Origin of the sequence: Streptomyces sp. NPDC050423 (assembly GCF_040655445.1) — a bacterium.
Classification (GTDB): domain Bacteria; phylum Actinomycetota; class Actinomycetes; order Streptomycetales; family Streptomycetaceae; genus Streptomyces.
Window position 1 is genome coordinate 37,619 of record NZ_JBFAJY010000012.1, and the last position, 16,740, is coordinate 54,358.

Here is a 16,740-nt window from a genome sequence, read left to right on the forward strand (position 1 = left end):
GCTCACCCGGGCCTGAGGGCGGGCGACGGCCGGCGGGCCCTCACCACCTGACCGGCAGTCCCTCAGGGCCCCGTATGAGCATCCCCGTACGCCAGGTCAGCGTGTCCAAAGCCGCGTCCAGTGCCAGCCCCGGGCAGCGCTCCAGCAGCGATCCGATCGCCACCGCCGCCTCGATGCGGGCCAGCGGCGCACCCAGGCAGTAGTGGATTCCGTGCCCGAAGGCGACGTGTCCCCGGGCGTCCCTGGTGATGTCGAACCGGTCCGCGTCCGGGTAGCGGTCCGGGTCGCGGTTGGCGTCGGCCATCGCGATCAGGACCAGCTCGCCGCCGCCCGGGATCACCGTGCCGCCGATGTCGAGCGGACAGGTGGTGAAGCGGTAGGTGGGTGTCTCGACCGGGCCCGCGTAACGGAGCGTCTCCTCCACCGCGTTGTCGATGAGCGCGGGGTCCGCCCGCAGCGCTGCGAGCTGCTCCGGGTGGGTGAGCAGGGCGAGCACCCCGTTGGAGATGAGGTTCACCGTGGTCTCGTGGCCGGCGACGAGCAACAGCCAGGCCATGCCCATCAGTTCCTCGGCGGAGAGCCGGTCGCCCTCCTCGTCGGCCGTGTGGATCAGCGCGCTCATCAGGTCGTCGCCGGGCTGTTCGCGCTTGTCGTCGAGGAGCCCGGCCAGAAAGCCGGACATCTCGGCGGTCGCCGCCCGGCGCTCCGCGGCGTCGATGGAGGACACGGCGATGTTGGACCAGGCCCGGAAGGCCCGACGGTCCAGGAAGGGCACCCCGAGCAGTTCGCAGATGACGGACATCGGCAGCGGGAACGCCAGCGACTCGACGAGATCGGCGCCGCGGCCGGGCCCCGCCAGCATCGTGTCGAGCAGCTCGTCCGTCATCCGCTGTACACGCGGGACGAGTTGCCGCATCCGGTGCTGGGTGAACTCCCGGGCGACCAGCTTGCGCAGCCGGGTGTGCACGGGTGCGTCCGTGCTGAGCATGGACGTCCCCGCGGCGACCTGGCTCACGCCGAGGGCGGGCGAGGCACTGCTCCACTGCTTGGAGAGCCGCTGGTCCGCGAGCGCGGCGCGGCCCTCCTCGTACCCGACGACGAGCCAGCCGGGTGTGCCCTCCGGGATGCGGATCCGGTGGACGGGGCCGCGGGCCCGTAACTCCGCGTACACGGGGTACGGATCGCGGACGTACCGCTCACCGAGCGCCCCGAGGTCGACCATCGCTTCAGTCGTCATGTCAGGCTCCTTCAGGATGCCGCGGCGCTCAGCACGGTGCCCTGGGCGACCGCGCAGAGGCTCTCGGTGCCGTCCTCGCCCACGGCGAACAGATCACAGCGCGCCACCGCCTGCCGCCGGCCCGTGTGGACGACGGCCGCCCGCGCGACGAGTGCGGTGCCGGTGGCGGGCCGCAGGTACTGGATCGAGAAGCCGCCGGTCAGCACGGCCGGGCCGAGTGTCGTTCCGGCGGCGAAGGTGAGCGCGTTGTCGGCGGCGTAGGCGAGCACCCCGCCGTGCAGGAACCCGTTCTGCTGCTGGAGTTCCTCGCGGCCGTCGATCTCCAGCGTGGCCGCGCCACCGCCGAACTCGGTGATCCGTGCGCCGACGAGGCCGCTGAACGGCTGGCTGTCGAGCACCTTCTGCGCCGTCTCCAGGTCGAGTACGGTCATGACGTTCCTCTCTGTCTCACCAGCGCACGGGGAGCCGTCGTACCCCGCGGATCAGCATGCCGGGCAGCCAGTCCGGCTCCCGGGCCTCCGGATCGAGTACGAGTCCGGGGCACCGCTCCAGCAGCGACCGGATCGCGATGCGGCCCTCCATCCGGGCCAGCGGCGCGCCCATGCAGAAGTGCATCCCGTGACCGAAGGCCAGGTGCCCCTGCGCGTCGCGGCGGATGTCGAAGCGGTCCGGGTCCGGGTAGCGGCCGGGGTCGCGGCCGCCGCCCGCCAGGGCGACCAGGACCGGATCACCGGCCGCGATGGCGGCGGAGCCGATCGTGACGGCCTCCCGGGCGAACCGGAAGGTGGCGGTCTCCACCGGCCCGTCGTAGCGGAGCATCTCCTCGACGGCTCCGTCGATCAGCCCGAAGTCGGCACGCAGGGCGGCCAGTTGATCCGGGTGATCGAGCAGGGCCCGCACCCCGTTGGAGATCAGGTTGACCGTCGTCTCATGGCCCGCGACGAGCAACAGGAAGGCCATGCCGACCAGTTCGTCGGGCGACAGCGCGTCGCCTTCCTCGTCCCGCGCGGCGATCAGGGCGCTCAGCAGGTCGTCGCCCGGCGAGCGGCGCTTGTCCTCGATCAGCTCGGTGAGGTAGGCGACCATGGCGCGGACCGCGTCGCCCTCCTCCTGCGCGCCGGCCGGTGAGACCACACTGTTCGACAGCTTGCGAAAGGCGTCCCGGTCCAGGTCGGGCACGCCGATGAGTTCGCAGATGACGGTCATGGGCAGCGGGAAGGCGAGGGCGTCGATGAGATCCGCCTGCCCGGCGGGGTGCATCGCGTCGAGCAGTCCGTCGGTGATCTGCTGCACGCGGGGCCGCAGCGCCTCGATCCGGCGCGCGGTGAACTCCCGCGCGACCAGCTTGCGCAGCCGGGTGTGGTCGGGTGCGTCCATCTCCAGCATGTTGGCGTTGATCGGGTCGCCCGTACCCGTCTGGCCGGGCAGCGTCCGCCAGTCCTTGGCGAACCGCTGGTCGGCCAGGACGGCGCGCCCCTCGTCGTACCCGACGACGAGCCACACCCGGTCGAAGTCGTCGGTGCGGACCGTGTGCACCGGGCCCGCGGCACGCATCTTCGCGTAGTACGGGTACGGATTCGCGGTGAAGTCCACGACCCCGCGGAGATCTGTGTCGACATCGGACATGGGCCCGCCCCTCCCGGTCTGATCGTTGGCCGGCCGCCAGGACCGGCCGGTTCAGCGTATGCCGCCGGGCCCGGTCCCGACGAAGGGTTCAGGACAGGCCGTGTCCGCCGCCGTCGTCCAGCAGGCCCGCGTCGTGGACCAGCAGGGCGATCTGGACGCGGTTGTTGAAGTCGAACTTGGCGAGAATCCGCGACACCTGGGTCTTCACGGTGGCCACGCTCAGGTAGAGCGCCGCGGCGATCTCGGCGTTGGAGCGGCCGTGCCCGACGGCGACGGCCACCTCGCGTTCCCGGTCGGCGAGCAACGCGAGCAGCCTGCGGGCCCGTTGCACGCGGTCCGCCCTCTCCTCCCTGCCGGGGCCGGCGGCGCGGGCCATGAGCTGGCGGGTGACCGCCGGCGACAGGACCGGGTCACCGGCCGCCACGCGACGCACCGAGTCGACGATCTGCGCGGGCGGCGTGTCCTTGAGTACGAAACCGGCCGCCCCGGCACGGATCGCGCGCAGCACCTGTTCGTCGGCGTGGAACGTGGTCAGGACGATGATCTCGGGTGCGTCCGGACGGCCGCGCAGCACTTCGGTGGCGGTCAGTCCGTCCATGACCGGCATCCGGATGTCCATCAGGACCACGTCCGGCCGGAGCCGTTCGACGAGTCCGGCCGCCTCGCTGCCGTCGGCGCCCTCCCCCACGATGTCGATGTCGTCGGCGCCGCCGAGCATCAGGGTGAGCCCGGCCCGTACGAGCGGGTCGTCGTCGACGATGAGCAGCCGGACGGGCCGGGTCGCGGGAACGGTGGGAGTCGGGTTGGTCATGACGGCCACGGTAGCCAGGCCCGGACCCCGAACCCACCGCCCGGCTCCGGTCCGTGGTCGAGACGGCCCCCGGCGAGGGTGGCCCGTTCGGTGAGGCCGATGAGTCCCTGGCCGGATCCGGGCACCTGCTCGCAGGGTTCGGTGGGGGCCGGGTTGCGCACCTCGACGGTGATGCCCCGACCGGGGCCGCCGCTGACCGTGACGGTGACCTCGGCGCCCGGTGCGTGCTTCCGGGCGTTGGTCAGGCCCTCCTGGGCGATGCGGTACACGGTGCGGCCGGTGGCGGCGGGCGCCGCGGCCGGGTCGGCGAGGTGGTTGTCGAAGGTGACCTTCATCCCGGCCAGGCGGGATTCGGCGATCAGGGCGTCCAGCGTGGCGAGGGTGGGCTGCGGCCGGTCGCCCTCGCTGTCGCGGGGGCTGCGCAGCACCCCGATGATCTCGCGGAGGTCCTGGAGCGCCTCGTGTGCGCTGTCCCGGATGACTCCGGCGGCGCGGGCCACCTCGGCCGGGCGCGCGTCGGGCCGGAATTCCAGGGCTCCGGCGTGGACGCTGAGCAGGGTCAGCCGGTGGGCGAGGACGTCGTGCATCTCGCGGGCGATGTCCTCACGGGCCAGCCGCTGGGCCTGTTCGGCGCGGAGTCCGGCCTCGGTCTCGGCGCGCCGGGCGCGCTCGCGCAGGGTGACGACGAGCTGGCGCCTGGACCGTACGACCATGCCCCAGCTGAGCACCAGCAGGATCAGCAGGACGCCGATGATCGCGGACGCCATGAACGAGGTGTCCGGGTCGGGGCGCAGGTAGGGCTGAACGATGGCGACGGCCAGGGCGCCCGCGCCGACGAGTGCGACGGGGCGGAACGGCCGGTGCACGGCCACGCTGAACAGGGACACCAGCAGCGCCCCGGCCGCGACGGGCTCCACGACGGACAGCGCCGTCATCGCCCCCGCGAGGCCGACCGGCCACCGGCGCCGGAGCCACAGGGCGCAGCAGGCGGCGGCGCCGACCAGCGAGTCGAGAAGGACGACACTCTCGGATGTGGTGGGGTCCGCCTCGATCGCGGCGACGGTCGCCAGCCCGAGGCCCGCCGCGCAGAGGAACGCCGTGATGTCGACGATCCAGTCGCGGACGGTACGGCGCGAACGGGCGTCCCGGTCGCCGGGCAGCTCGGGGTCGGCCATCGCCGAGGGCAGCAGCCAGGGGTACTCCGTACGCGTCATATCGACAAAGCTACGCAGTGGATTCGCGGCTTCCGGCGGTCAGGGCCGGGGAGGCGACCAAAGTCGCGGAAGGGAAGACTTTCGGCGGACCGGCGCAGACAACCGGCCGACGCGGCGGCGGTGTCCGGCCCGCCAGGCTCGCTGCCATGAAGAAACTCTGCGAGACGGTCGGCTTCCTGGTCTTCGCCCAGGGTGCCGCGGGGCTGCTCCACGCATGGTTCGGCTGGTTCCATCTCTTCGGTCTGGTGCAGCGGCTGCCGTTCGTCGGCGGGTACTCACTGTTCGTCAGCATCGTGCTGGTGGTGACGGGGATCGCCGTCATGATCGCGTCGGACGCGATCAAGGAGTAGGCACCTGCGCGCCGGGGCGGCGCGGTCAGGGCGAGGTCGCGGCCACGCTGCGGCGGCCCCAGGCCGTACCCGCCAGCACCAGGACCGCGCCCGCCGCTCCGAGGACGCCGAGGCGTTCACCGCCGATCGCGATGCCTACGGCGGCGGCCCAGAGGGGTTCCGTGCCGAGCAGCAGGCTGACCCGGGACGGCGAGGTGCGGCGTACGGACCACATCTGCACGAAGAACGCGAAGAGCGTGCAGAAGACCGACAGGAAGAGCAGCCCGCCCCACTCACGGACACCGAATCCGGCGGCGACCGACCACGGCGACTCGCCGGTTCCGGGGACGGCGGCCAGCAGCGCGAAGACGGCGACCGCACTGCCGAGCTGGACGGTCGTCAGCGACAGCGAGTCCGCCGACCGGACGGACCTGATGCGCGCCATCAGCAGTACGTGGAGGGTGCGGGCGAGGGCGGCGACGAGCATCAGCAGATCGCCCGCCGACGGGCTGGTGAACCCGCCGCCCTGGGTCAGCAGCACCACGCCGGCCACGGAGAGCGCGGCGGCGGCGAGAAAGGTCCCGGTCGGCCGGACGCGGGTCACGGCGGCCTCGGCGAGCGGAGTGAAGATCATGGTGAGGCTGATGATGAGCCCGGCGTTGGTCGCCGAGGTGTGCACGATGCCGTACGTCTCCACCAGGAAGATCCCGCTGAGCACCAGGCCCAGCAGCCCCGCGCCGCGCCACTGGGCCGCGCTCAGCGCCAGCAGCCGGCGCCGTCCGGCGACCACCAGGACGGGCAGCACGACGGCGAATCTGAGCACGAGCACGGCGATGACGGTCTGCGCCGTGGTGATGCCCTTCGCGGCCAGGTAGCTGGAACCCCAGACCACCGCGACCAGCAGGACGGGCAGATCGGTGAGCCACGCCCGGCGCGGCGGCGCGAGTGCGGGTACGGCGACTGAGGACACCCGGATCTCCTGGTTCTCCACCGGAATGATGTGGAGACCTCACTGGCTCGCACGCGGAACGGTCACGGTACCGGCCGCCCTCCCGCGATGGCGAGCCCCGGGACCGGCCCGACGGCAGCCGCCCGGCCCGGCCGGCCCGGGGCGTTCCGTCCGGTTTGACCGCGCCGGCCGCTCACGTACCGTCCGGGACGGAGCCGAACGAGGCCGGCCCGGTGGGCCGGTAGGTGTTGATCGCGATGCCGTTGGGGGTCATCCGGGAACCGGTCAGCTCGAAGGCGGTCGGCGGTCCGCCGTCCGTGAACAGCCGCCTGCCGGCGCCGAGCACGACCGGGTGGACGAGCAGGTTGTACTCGTCGATCAGGCCGTGCGCCATCAGGGACCGGGCGAGCACGCCACTGCCCCAGATCTGGAGCTCGCCCCCTTGCGTGCGCTCCTTGATCCGGGCGACCTCCGCGGCGGCATCGGCGGAGATCACGGTGGTGTTCTCCCAGTCGGCCTTCTCCAGCGTGGTCGAGACGACGTACTTGGGATACCGGTTGAGCCGGTTGGCGATCGGGTCGCCGGGGTCGGTGATCCGCGGCCAGTACCCCGCGAAGATCTCGTAGGTACGCCTGCCCAGCAGGAAGGCCGCCGAGCGGTCGAACACCTCCGTGATGAACCGCCCCAGGCCCTCGTCCATGACCGGGGCCTGCCAGCCGCCGTACTCGAACCCTCCGCTCGGGTCCTCCCCGGGGGCGCCGGGGGCCTGCATGACGCCGTCCAGCGTCAGAAAGGTGATGAGGGTCAGCTTCGCCATGATCCTGCTCCTTCGGGAATGGCCGCGGATTCCGCTTCCATCTGTTCTGACCCCCGCGTCGGCCGCAACTCATCGGCCGGCCCCCGGCCGCCGTAGCGGAGTGGGCGTCCGTTTACCGCCGGTGTCCGGTCCGCCGAAGCGCTTTCCTCGTCGTTGCCGGCCAACCGGCGACACCGACGGCAACGGACAGGACCCCTGATGAACGACACCAGCAGCACCGGCTCGAACCGAGTCGCTCTCGTCACCGGCGGCAGCCGCGGCATCGGTGCGGCGACCGCCCTGCGGCTCGCCCAGGACGGCGCCGACGTGGCACTGACCGACGCCCGGGACGAAGCCGCCGCCCGGGAGACCGTGCGGAAGATCGAGGCGTGCGGCCGCCGCGCGGTCGCCCTGCGCGCCGACTCGGCCGACCCGGAGGCCGCACCTGCGGCGGTGCACCGGACGGCGGAGACCTTCGGCAGGCTCGACGTCCTGGTCAACAACGCGGGTATCGGCGTTCTCGGCCCCATCCACACCCTCACCACCGCCGATGTCGACCGAGTGCTCGCCGTCAACGTGCGGGCCGTCTTCCTGGCCTGCCGGGCGGCGGCCGGGGTGATGGAGCGCGGCGGCCGCGTCATCTCCCTCGGGACGGCCCTGAGCCGGTTCGCGGGCGGGCCGGGCGGCACGCTCTACGCCATGAGCAAGTCGGCGCTCTCGGGACTCACCAAGCCGCTCGCCCGTGAGCTCGGCCCGCGCGGGATCACCGTCAACCTGGTCCAGCCCGGACCGGTGGACACCGACCTCAACCCGGCCGACGGCCCGTTCGCCGCCGGGCAGCGCGCCGCGACCGCACTGGACCGGTTCGGCACGGCCGGTGAAGTGGCCGCGCTCATCGCCTACTTGGCCGGGGACGAGGCCGCGTACATCACCGGCACGGAGATCCTGGTGGACGGTGGCCACACCGCCTGAGGTGCATGGCAGAGTGGGGCGGACTATTTCCGTCCGGAGGGGGCAGCCATGTTCGGCGCGTCACGCTGGAAGTACGAACCACCGCTGCACGAGGAGTTCGGATTCAGCATCGCCCGGCGCGGATATGACCGCGATCAGGTCGACGCCTACATCACCCGGCTCCGCAGCGGCTCCCCGCCGGCCGATGCCGTGGGCTTCGAGCTGGTCCGCCGCGGATACGAGCGGAGCCGGGTGGACGAGGTCATCGCCCAGTTGCACCGCGAGGCGGGCCAGGGGAAGTAACGACCTGGTGCGCGATGGGGAGCGGATCAGCGAGCGGCGTCATGCGGCTTCGGATCCAAGGCGGAGGAGGGAATCGACGCGGAGCGTCGTTGACCGACGACAACGCCGGAGGCGGAGTCGCAGGGTGTCGGGAGCCCGCTCACTATCGTGCACCAGGTCGTAAGCCGGCCGGGCTCTCCCCGCACTGCCCCTCGCCCCTGCCCGGCCTAGATGATCTATTCCAAGGGGTTCAGTGGTTCGTGCGTCGAGCGTAAATACCGCTCGCCCACGGTCAGGTGCTGTCCGGTGCTGCGGATGCCAGCCGTGCCGCTGGTGGTAGTGGTGCGTGCTGAGGGCAGGCTTCGAACGCCTGGATCACCAACCCTGCGAAGCGTCGGGAGGCCTTGACCTGGCTGGCGGTCGATGTGGCGTGGATCCCCTTGTTGGCCATGAGTATGAGAATCAGGTCGTCCAGGACGAAGTCGGACCGCAGGTGCCCCGCTTCCTTGGCTCGCTGAGCCAGTTCGGCGACTGCTTTCACCGTGTACTCACGGCCTGCGGCGACATCCTTCACCTCCGGGTAGGTCGACAGGAAGGCTTCGGTGAAGCCCCGATCCCGTGCGTGCAGCTCACAGATCCTCTCGATCACCAGGCACAGGCCACGCCACGGATCAGGATCGGCGCACCCCTCGTCGACAATGGCGCGACATGCATTCAGCTGGTCCGCGAAGGCCTCGGCGACCAGCATCTGCTTGGTCGGGAAGCGACGGTACAAGGTGGCAGGTCCCACCCCGGCACGCCGCGCGACCTCCCGCATCGGCACGTCCAGGCCATCGGTGGAGAACAGCGCTCGGGCCGCGTCGAGGATGCGTTCGCGGTTGTCCAGCGCGTCGGAACGCAACGTATGAGGCAAACGGTCGGTCACCACTCTCACTTTACCTAAACGGACGGGGGCGTCCGTTACCGTCCGAGACGCAGAAGCTCTCGTGCTTGAGCTGTCCGAGAACCTGGAGACCACATTGAAGGCAATCTCGATCCAGACGTTCGGAAGTCCTGACGGTCTGGCTGTTGTCGGCCTGCCGGTACCCGCACCTGCTGCCGGGCAGGTACTGATAGCCACCGAGGCGGTGGGCGTCGGTGGTGTCGACACCGTGATCAGAAGCGGGGCTCTGGCCGCCTACGGCTTCAAGGAGGGCCACATCCCGGGCAGCGAGGTGGCGGGCACCGTGACCGCGGTCGGCGACGGCGTCGACGCGTCGTGGATCGGCGGGCGGGTGTGGGCCTTCACCGGCACCGGCGGAGGCTACGTCGAACAGGCCCTCGCGCCGGTCGAGGAGATCGTTCCCCTGCCCGTGAACCTGTCCGCAGTCGACGCGGTGACACTCGGCAGCTCCGGTGTGGTGGCCCACTTCGGGCTCCGCCACGCCCACTTCGCTCCCGGGGAGACGGTCCTGGTGCGTGGTGCGGCCGGCAGCATCGGGATCATGACAGTGCAACTCGCCGCTCGCGGCGCCGCCGCCGCAGTGGCGGTCACCACCTCCTCGGCCGAGCGCGGCGAGCAACTGCGACGCCTCGGCGCGACCCACGTGCTGGACCGCTCCGGCGACGGAGGGGAACCATCTCCCGCAGGCTATGACGTCATCATCGACGTGGTGGCCGGCAAGGACATGCCGTCGTTCTTCGACCGGCTCAACCCGAACGGCCGCATGGTGGCCGTGGGCGCTGTCGCAGGCCAGCCACCGGCGGACTTCGGCACGAAGGTCATGGCCGCGTTCCAGAAGTCGATGTCCTTCGCCGCTTTCAGCGCAGCCACCGTCACCGCAGCCGAACGGCGTGCCGTGCGGAGCGAGCAGTTCGCCGCAGCGAGCCGGGGCGAGATCGAAACAGTGGTGCACGAGGTGCTGCCACTGGACGCAGCCGTGCTGGCGCACCAGAAAATGGACGCGGGCGAGGTCTTCGGCAGGATCGTGCTGACACCGTAGTCGAAGGTATCCACGCCGGGATTGCCACGACCCCTGCTCAGTCGACGCGAGGGAGTCCAATGTCGGTGCGTGAAGACAGAGTTGGACTCCCTCGCGACCGCGCTCTACGCGAAGACCGATGATCTGCTGAAGGGTTCGCCGCAGTTCGGGCCATGGCGGCCGGCCGTGGGCATTGCGCCGCAGCTCAGCGACGCCGAGCTGGTGACCCTGGCGATGATGCAGGCCATGCTCGGCTTCACCTCCGAGGCCAGGTGGCTCCGGCACGCCCGCTCCCACCTGCGACATCTGTTCCCGTACCTGCCCAAGCAGCCCGGCTACAACAAGCGGCTGCGAATGGCCGCCGGTCTGCTGCGGCGCGTCACCCGACTGCTGGCCGCCGACACCTCCGTGTGGAGCGACGACGTGTGGATCGTGGACTCCACGCCAGTGGAATGCGGCCGCTCCCGCGAGACCGTCAAACGTACCGACCTGGCCGGATGGGCCGAGTACGGCTACTGCGCCAGCCACAGCCGATCGGAGACAAGAACTACTTCGGCCGGGGCTTCGAACACGAACTGGCCGAGCAGGACATCCGGCTGCTGCGGCCGGCCCGCAAAGGCGAGCCGGAACGGCCCGGAGCACCCCTGTTCAGGCCGTTGCGGCAGGTCATCGAGTCGGTCAACGAGACCTTCAAGGGCCACCTCGATCTCGAACAGCACCGAGGGCGCACACCCGGCGGTGTCATCGCCCGCGTCATGCAGCGCATCCTCGCGCTCACCGCCGCGATCTGGCACAACGACCACACCGGACAGCCCGTCCTACGCTCACTGACCGCCTACGACCACTAACCCCTTGGAATAGATCATCTAGGCTGGCCGGGCAGGGCAGGCCACCGTCGGCGAGAGGAAAGATCATGTCCGAGACCCCGGTGCACGACCTGAACGACGGCCGTACCGTTCCCGCGGTCGGGCTCGGCACCTGGCCACTGGACGACGACGCGGCGGAACAGGCCGTCGCCGGGGCCCTGGGGCTCGGCTACCGGCTCGTCGACACCGCCCTGAACTACGGCAACGAGACCGGCACCGGGCGCGGGATCGCCCGCAGCGGTGTGCCCAGGGCCGACGTCTTCGTCACCACCAAGGTGCCGGGCCGCCACCAGGGGTACGAGAAGACGCTGGCCTCGTTCGAGGAGTCCCGCCGCAACCTCGGCCTCTCCTATGTGGACCTCTACCTCATCCACTGGCCGCTGCCCCGCGTCGATCTGTACGTGGACACCTGGAAGGCGATGATCAGGCTCCGCGAGGAGGGCCTCGTACGGTCGATCGGGGTGTCCAACTTCACCGCGGACCACCTCGGCCGGCTGGAACGGGAGACCGGGGTGCTGCCCGCCGTCAACCAGATCGAGATGCATCCGCGGCTGCCGCAGGAGGAGCTGCGGGCCGTGCACGCCGCCAAGGGCATCGTCACGGAGAGCTGGAGCCCGCTGGGCCGGGGCCGCGATCTGCTGGCCGATCCCGGGCTCGTCGCCGTCGCCGGGGCTCACGGCGTGACGCCGGGGCAGGCGGTGCTGCGCTGGCACACCCAGCTCGGGGCCGTACCGATCCCGAAGTCCGCCGACCCGGGACGGCAGCGCGAGAACCTGGACCTCTTCGGCTTCGAGCTGACGGCGGACGAACTGGCCCGCATCTCGTCGGGACCGCGGGAGCGGTTCGGCGGGGACCCCGAGACGCACGAGGAGTTCTGAGCGACGCCGCGGCGGGCGGCACGCTCAGCGGGTGCGCGGCTGAAGCTCCGCCATCCGGGACCAGCCCTCGCCCGGCACCTCGACGTTGATGATCTCGGGCGTCTGCGCCACCAGGTCCGCCATCCGGTCCATGGCCGCTGCGAAGTGCTCGGACTTCACATGGGCCGCACCCGCCTCGGCGGACGCGAACGCCTCCAGCAGCACGAACTGGTCCGGGTTCTCGACGCTGTGCGACCAGTCGAAGAACACGTTGCCCGGCTCCTGCCGGGTGGCGACTGTGAAGTCCTCGACGGCCGGGAGCCACTTGTCGCGGTCCGCGCTGCGGACGGTGAACCTGACGGCGATGAAGATCATGACAACTCCTGCTCGGGATGTGCGGCAACCCGGGCAGGGTCCCACATCCATACCGTATCCCCCGAATACGGACAGGTGCCGGAGGGGTCCGGTTCAGTCGTCCAGTCCGCCGAGTTGCCCGTCAGCGGTTCCTTTCGAGGAGGCGGCCGGTGGGCTCGGCCAGGATGCCGTCCGACGCGATCCGTTCGCCGCGCAGCCAGGTGGACCTGACGACACCGTGCAGGGTCCGGCCGGCGTAGGCGGTGACCTGGTTGCGGTGGAACAGCCCGGCCGGGTCGACGGTGAAGGTGGCGTCGGGTGCGAGGACGGCGAAGTCGGCGTCGCGGCCGGCCTCGATCGCACCCTTGGCGCGCAGCCCGGCCAGTTCGGCGGGTGCCGCCGACATCCAGCGGGCGACGTCGTCGAGCGAGTGGCCGCGCCTGCGGGCCTCGGTCCAGATGGCGGGCAGTCCGAGCTGGAGGGAGGAGATGCCGCCCCACGCGGAGGCGAAGTCGGGCGTCTTGAGGTCGGTGGTGCAGGGCGAGTGGTCGGAGACGATGCAGTCGATGGTGCCGTCCGCGAGCCCCGCCCACAGCGCGTCCTGGTTGGCCGCCTCACGGATGGGCGGGCAGCACTTGAACTCGGTCGCGCCGTCCGGGACCTCCTCGGCGGTGAGGGTGAGGAAGTGCGGGCAGGACTCGACCGTGACGCGTACGCCCTCACGCTTGGCGGCGGCGATCAGCGGCAGTGCGTCGCTGGAGGACAGGTGCAGCACGTGGACGCGGGCGTTCAGCCGCCTGGCGTGGGCGATCAGCCCCTCGATCGCGGTGTTCTCGGCGTCGCGCGGCCGGGAGGCGAGGAAGTCGGCGTAGGCGGGGCCGCCGCGCTGCGGCGCGGACGCCAGATGGTGCGGGTCCTCGGCGTGCACGATCAGGAGCCCGCCGAAACCGGCGATCTCCGCCATCGACCGGGCCAGCTGCTCCTGGTCCAGCTCGGGGAACTCCTCCACACCGGAGGGCGACAGGAAGCACTTGAAGCCGAAGACCCCGGCCTCGTACAGCGGGCGCAGGTCCTTGACGTTGGACGGGATCGCGCCGCCCCAGAAGCCGGTGTCGATGTGCGCCTTGGGGGCCGCCACCCGCTGCTTGACGCGCAGGTGCTCGACGGTGGTGGTCGGCGGGAGGGAGTTGAGCGGCATGTCGAGCAGCGTGGTGATCCCGCCGGCCGCGGCGGCCCGGGTGGCGGTGTGGAAACCCTCCCACTCGGTGCGGCCGGGGTCGTTCACATGGACGTGGGTGTCCACCAGGCCGGGCAGCAGGACGTCGTCGCCGAAGTCCTCCAGCCGGGCACCCGCGGGCACCTCCGCGTCGTACGCCAGGACGGCGTCGATCTTCCCGCCGGCGACGGCGACCACCGCGGGCCGCGTCCCGTCAGGGGTGACGACGCGCGTCGAGCGCAGTACCAGCTTCACGTCCGTACCGGACACCCGTGCTCCCCACCTCGGAAATTCAACGAACTGTTGAGGGAGTCTTCACTCGTGAAAGCGGCCCGTCAAGACCCCGTTTCCCGCGTCGCCCACCCGGCGGACCACCCGGGACATCGGCTGGAGATTTCCACAAAGCAAAAGACTGATTTCGGAGAGTGGAATGTAGAATATGCCGGACGCGGTGTCGCGGAACCTCCGGGCCACCGGCGGACACCCGGACAAACGGGCCCTGACCGGCCAGGACCCCGCCCTGGAACAGTGGGCCGACCGGGAAGCGCCCGGTAGGCTGCTGCCTTGCTCTTCCGCTTCGAAAGGACCGTTGACGTGCCGCCGTCCCACGCCAGCACATCCGACTCCAAGCCCGCCGGATCCAGCGGGGGTGTGCAGTCACTTGAGCGCGCCTTCGATCTGCTGGAGCGGATGGCCGATGCCGGGGGCGAGGTCGGTCTGAGTGAGCTCTCCGCGAGCAGCGGACTCCCGCTGCCCACCATTCACCGGCTGATGCGCACGCTCGTGGTCTGCGGATACGTGCGCCAGCAGCCCAACCGGCGCTATGCGCTCGGCCCGCGGCTGATCCGGCTCGGCGAGTCCGCCTCACGGCTGCTCGGCACCTGGGCGCGCCCGTATCTCGCACGGCTGGTCGAGGAGACCGGCGAGACCGCGAACATGGCGCTGCTCGACGGCGACGAGATCGTGTACGTGGCGCAGGTGCCGTCCAAGCACTCGATGCGCATGTTCACCGAGGTGGGCCGGCGGGTGCTGCCGCACTCCACGGGCGTCGGCAAGGCGCTGCTCGCGCACACCCCGCCGGAGGAGGTACGGGCGCTGCTCGCGCGCACCGGGATGCCGGCCGCCACCGAGAAGACGATCACCACTCCCGACGGCTTCCTGGAGGCGCTGGACCAGGTCCGCAGGGCCGGTTACGCGGTGGACGACAACGAGCAGGAGATAGGGGTCCGCTGCCTCGCGGTCCCGGTACCCAACTCGCCCACCTCGGCCGCGATCTCGATCTCGGGGCCGGCGGGCCGGGTGACCGAGGCGGCCACCGAGCGGATCGTGCCGATCCTCCAGCAGGCCGCCAGGGAGCTCTCCGAGGCGCTGGCCAGCAGTGAGACGACGTCCGGCTGACACGGCTTGCCCGCACGACGGAGGGGTGGCCCGGAGCTCGAAAGCTCTGGGCCACCCCTCCGCGGTAGCGGCGCACCGCCGGCCTAGGTGAGCGCCGGGGCGGTCAGTCGGCCGTCCTGCATCGTGACCGTCATGTCCATCCGGTCCAGGTGGTTCCTGTCGTGGGTGACCATGACGGTCGCCGTGGACCGCTCCCGGGTCAGCGTGACGAGCAGGTCCAGCACGGCCGCCCCCCGTTCGTGGTCCAGTGCGCTGGTCGGTTCGTCGACGAGGAGCACCGCCGGGTCGTTCATCAGGGCCCGCGCGATGTTGATCCGCTGGCGCTGGCCGCCCGAGAGCTGGTGCGGCCTGCGGTCGGCCTTGTCGGCGAGACCGACCGCGTCGAGCAGTTCCAGCGCCCGGGTCCGGGCGGTCCGGGCCGCGCGGCCCGACAGGTGCGCCATGACCTGGAGCTGCTCGGCCGCGGTCAGGGACGGCAGCAGGTTGGGCTGCTGGAAGACGATGCCGATCCGCTCGCGGCGCAGCTCCGCCTTGTCGGCGCGGCTGAGTCCCACGGTGTCCGTCCCGGCGACGACGACGGTGCCCTCGTCCGGGGTGACCAGGGTGGCGGCCACGGCCAGCAGGCTCGACTTGCCCGAGCCCGAGGGGCCGACGACCGCGGTGAGGGTGCCCGCGGGCACGTCGAGTCCGACCCGGTCCAGGGCGGTGAGCCGCCCGTCGCCGTCGGGGTAGGTGAGCGTGACGTCGGTGAGCGTGAGGGTCATCGGGCACTCCCGAGTGCGGTGAGCGGGTCTACGGCGGTGATCCGCCGGATGGACAGGGCCGCCCCGACTGCGCCGAGGGCGATCATGACGGCGGCCGGGACGAGGACGGTCGACGCCTCCAGGACGAAGGGCACCGCCCCGCCGCTGACCAGGGCGCCGATGCCGGAGGCGAGGGCGGTGCCGATCCCCGTACCGATGGCGAGCATCACCACGGCCTGGCCGAGTGCGTCCCGGAGCAGATAGGGGGTGGAGGCGCCGAGCGCCTTGAGGACGGCGACGTCGCCGCTGCGCTGGATCGTCCAGACGGTGAAGAAGGCGCCGATGACCAGGGCGGAGATGGCGAAGAGGAAGCCCCGCATCAACTGGAGCGAACCGTTCTCGGCCTGGTAGGAGCCGATGGCGGTGAGGGAGCCGTCCAGGGTGAGCGTGCTGGTGCCGGCCGCGCGGTCGCCCGCCGCCAGATCGGCGCCGTCGGTGGTGGTCAGGGCGACCACGGTGGCGTTGGCCGCGCCGCCCGAGCCGTCGGCCCCGAACCGCTGCCAGTCGGCCAGCGCGGTCCACACGACCGGCGTGTGGCTGTACGAGGCGTCGCCGGCGACCGCGGCGACGGTGACCTCGTCGCCGCCGAGGCGCAGCCGGTCACCGGTCCTGACGGAGAGGTCATCGGCGGCCTGCGCGGAGAGCACGACCTTTCCGGGTCCCACCGGAGTGCCGGAGGGGGCGAGGCCGCCGTCCGGCTCGACGCCGAACGCCGAGACGGCCGCCGTTCGCTCCCCCGCCACCGCGGCGGCGTTGAGCGTGCGGATGCCGAGCGGCTGGGCCTTCTCGACGCCGGGCTGCCCCGCCCAGCTCTGCCAGGCGGACTCCTTGACGGTGGAATTGGTGAAGGACACCGACTGGCCGTCGGGCGGGGCGGCGAACGCCAGGTGGTCGGCGCTCAGCCCCGTGACGGCCGAGGTGTTCTCCCGGGCCAGTCCGGCCGTGAGACCGGACAGCAGACCCACGAGCAGCGTGATCAGCACCACGACCGTGCCCATGAGCGCGAACCGGCCCTTGGCGAACCGAAGATCTCTCCATGCAACGAACATGACTCAAGCGTCGGTCCGCGCGGCCGGAGAAACATCGCACG

General features: G+C 71.4%; 18 protein-coding genes and 1 pseudogene. 7 read left to right on the plus strand and 12 right to left on the minus strand.

The features are described from left to right. Nucleotides 1–40: 40 nt before the first annotated feature. The 5 genes from AB0I52_RS11680 to AB0I52_RS11700 form a co-directional block, all read right to left on the minus strand. On the minus strand, nucleotides 41–1,237 hold the full coding sequence (locus AB0I52_RS11680) for a cytochrome P450 (RefSeq protein WP_363071339.1): 1,197 nt from the start codon (nucleotides 1,235–1,237) through the stop codon (nucleotides 41–43). A gap of 11 nt (nucleotides 1,238–1,248) precedes the next feature. Continuing rightward, entirely contained in the window at nucleotides 1,249–1,668 is a 420-nt protein-coding gene (locus tag AB0I52_RS11685) for a PaaI family thioesterase (protein WP_363071341.1), read from the minus strand. A 16-nt stretch (nucleotides 1,669–1,684) separates the two neighbouring features. After that, on the minus strand, nucleotides 1,685–2,863 hold the full coding sequence (locus AB0I52_RS11690; RefSeq protein ID WP_363071343.1) for a cytochrome P450: 1,179 nt from the start codon (nucleotides 2,861–2,863) through the stop codon (nucleotides 1,685–1,687). A gap of 88 nt (nucleotides 2,864–2,951) precedes the next feature. Next, nucleotides 2,952–3,674: a response regulator transcription factor gene (locus AB0I52_RS11695; protein WP_363071345.1), complete on the minus strand. Its 723-nt coding sequence runs from the start codon at nucleotides 3,672–3,674 to the stop codon at nucleotides 2,952–2,954. After that, complete coding sequence (locus AB0I52_RS11700) at nucleotides 3,671–4,888, minus strand: histidine kinase (protein WP_363071347.1); 1,218 nt, start codon at nucleotides 4,886–4,888, stop codon at nucleotides 3,671–3,673. Before AB0I52_RS11700 ends, AB0I52_RS11695 begins: the two co-directional genes overlap by 4 nt. A gap of 146 nt (nucleotides 4,889–5,034) precedes the next feature. Here AB0I52_RS11700 and AB0I52_RS11705 point away from each other — a divergent pair, with 146 nt between their 5' ends. After that, entirely contained in the window at nucleotides 5,035–5,238 is a 204-nt protein-coding gene (locus tag AB0I52_RS11705; protein ID WP_363071349.1) for a hypothetical protein, read from the plus strand. A 25-nt stretch (nucleotides 5,239–5,263) separates the two neighbouring features. Here AB0I52_RS11705 and AB0I52_RS11710 read toward each other — a convergent pair whose 3' ends face one another. Together AB0I52_RS11710 and AB0I52_RS11715 are read right to left on the minus strand one after the other, a co-directional pair. Beyond that, complete coding sequence (locus AB0I52_RS11710; protein WP_363071351.1) at nucleotides 5,264–6,187, minus strand: DMT family transporter; 924 nt, start codon at nucleotides 6,185–6,187, stop codon at nucleotides 5,264–5,266. Nucleotides 6,188–6,359: 172 nt separating this feature from the next. Further along, nucleotides 6,360–6,983, minus strand: a complete 624-nt coding sequence (locus tag AB0I52_RS11715) for a dihydrofolate reductase family protein (RefSeq protein WP_363071353.1) — start codon at nucleotides 6,981–6,983, stop codon at nucleotides 6,360–6,362. Nucleotides 6,984–7,181: 198 nt separating this feature from the next. Between AB0I52_RS11715 and AB0I52_RS11720 the strand changes: the two genes are divergently transcribed. Continuing rightward, entirely contained in the window at nucleotides 7,182–7,934 is a 753-nt protein-coding gene (locus tag AB0I52_RS11720) for an SDR family oxidoreductase (protein ID WP_363071355.1), read from the plus strand. 48 nt (nucleotides 7,935–7,982) lie between these two features. Further along, nucleotides 7,983–8,216, plus strand: a complete 234-nt coding sequence (locus AB0I52_RS11725; protein ID WP_363071357.1) for a hypothetical protein — start codon at nucleotides 7,983–7,985, stop codon at nucleotides 8,214–8,216. Nucleotides 8,217–8,487: 271 nt separating this feature from the next. Here AB0I52_RS11725 and AB0I52_RS11730 read toward each other — a convergent pair whose 3' ends face one another. Continuing rightward, entirely contained in the window at nucleotides 8,488–9,120 is a 633-nt protein-coding gene (locus AB0I52_RS11730) for a helix-turn-helix domain-containing protein (RefSeq protein ID WP_356773493.1), read from the minus strand. A gap of 94 nt (nucleotides 9,121–9,214) precedes the next feature. On the opposite strand from AB0I52_RS11730, the gene AB0I52_RS11735 reads away from it, so the two are divergent. From AB0I52_RS11735 to AB0I52_RS11745, 3 genes and pseudogenes are all read left to right on the plus strand, one after another. Next, nucleotides 9,215–10,177 (plus strand): zinc-binding dehydrogenase, encoded by a 963-nt coding sequence (locus tag AB0I52_RS11735; protein ID WP_363071543.1) that lies wholly within the window; start codon nucleotides 9,215–9,217, stop codon nucleotides 10,175–10,177. 69 nt (nucleotides 10,178–10,246) lie between these two features. Continuing rightward, nucleotides 10,247–11,004: pseudogene (locus AB0I52_RS11740) on the plus strand (IS982 family transposase). A 65-nt stretch (nucleotides 11,005–11,069) separates the two neighbouring features. Then, a complete protein-coding gene (locus AB0I52_RS11745) occupies nucleotides 11,070–11,900 on the plus strand; it encodes an aldo/keto reductase (protein ID WP_363071359.1) in 831 nt (276 codons plus the stop codon). Nucleotides 11,901–11,924: 24 nt separating this feature from the next. Here the strand turns inward: AB0I52_RS11745 and AB0I52_RS11750 are convergent, their stop codons facing one another. Both AB0I52_RS11750 and allB read right to left on the minus strand, forming a co-directional pair. Further along, the gene (locus AB0I52_RS11750) at nucleotides 11,925–12,254 is read right to left on the minus strand and encodes a putative quinol monooxygenase (RefSeq protein ID WP_362957911.1); all 330 of its coding nucleotides are present in this window, start codon (nucleotides 12,252–12,254) and stop codon (nucleotides 11,925–11,927) included. A 121-nt stretch (nucleotides 12,255–12,375) separates the two neighbouring features. Beyond that, nucleotides 12,376–13,719: an allantoinase AllB gene (gene allB, locus AB0I52_RS11755; protein ID WP_363071362.1), complete on the minus strand. Its 1,344-nt coding sequence runs from the start codon at nucleotides 13,717–13,719 to the stop codon at nucleotides 12,376–12,378. Between the two features lie 324 nt (nucleotides 13,720–14,043). Between allB and AB0I52_RS11760 the strand changes: the two genes are divergently transcribed. Beyond that, nucleotides 14,044–14,847 carry an IclR family transcriptional regulator gene (locus tag AB0I52_RS11760; RefSeq protein ID WP_363071364.1) on the plus strand — a complete coding sequence of 268 codons (804 nt, stop codon included), beginning with the start codon at nucleotides 14,044–14,046 and terminating at the stop codon, nucleotides 14,845–14,847. 83 nt (nucleotides 14,848–14,930) lie between these two features. On the opposite strand, the gene AB0I52_RS11765 is transcribed toward AB0I52_RS11760, so the two are convergent. Together AB0I52_RS11765 and AB0I52_RS11770 are read right to left on the minus strand one after the other, a co-directional pair. After that, nucleotides 14,931–15,611, minus strand: coding sequence for an ABC transporter ATP-binding protein (locus AB0I52_RS11765; RefSeq protein ID WP_363071365.1), 681 nt, complete (start codon nucleotides 15,609–15,611; stop codon nucleotides 14,931–14,933). Next, the gene (locus AB0I52_RS11770; protein ID WP_363071367.1) at nucleotides 15,608–16,699 is read right to left on the minus strand and encodes an ABC transporter permease; all 1,092 of its coding nucleotides are present in this window, start codon (nucleotides 16,697–16,699) and stop codon (nucleotides 15,608–15,610) included. Before AB0I52_RS11770 ends, AB0I52_RS11765 begins: the two co-directional genes overlap by 4 nt. Nucleotides 16,700–16,740 lie beyond the last annotated feature (41 nt).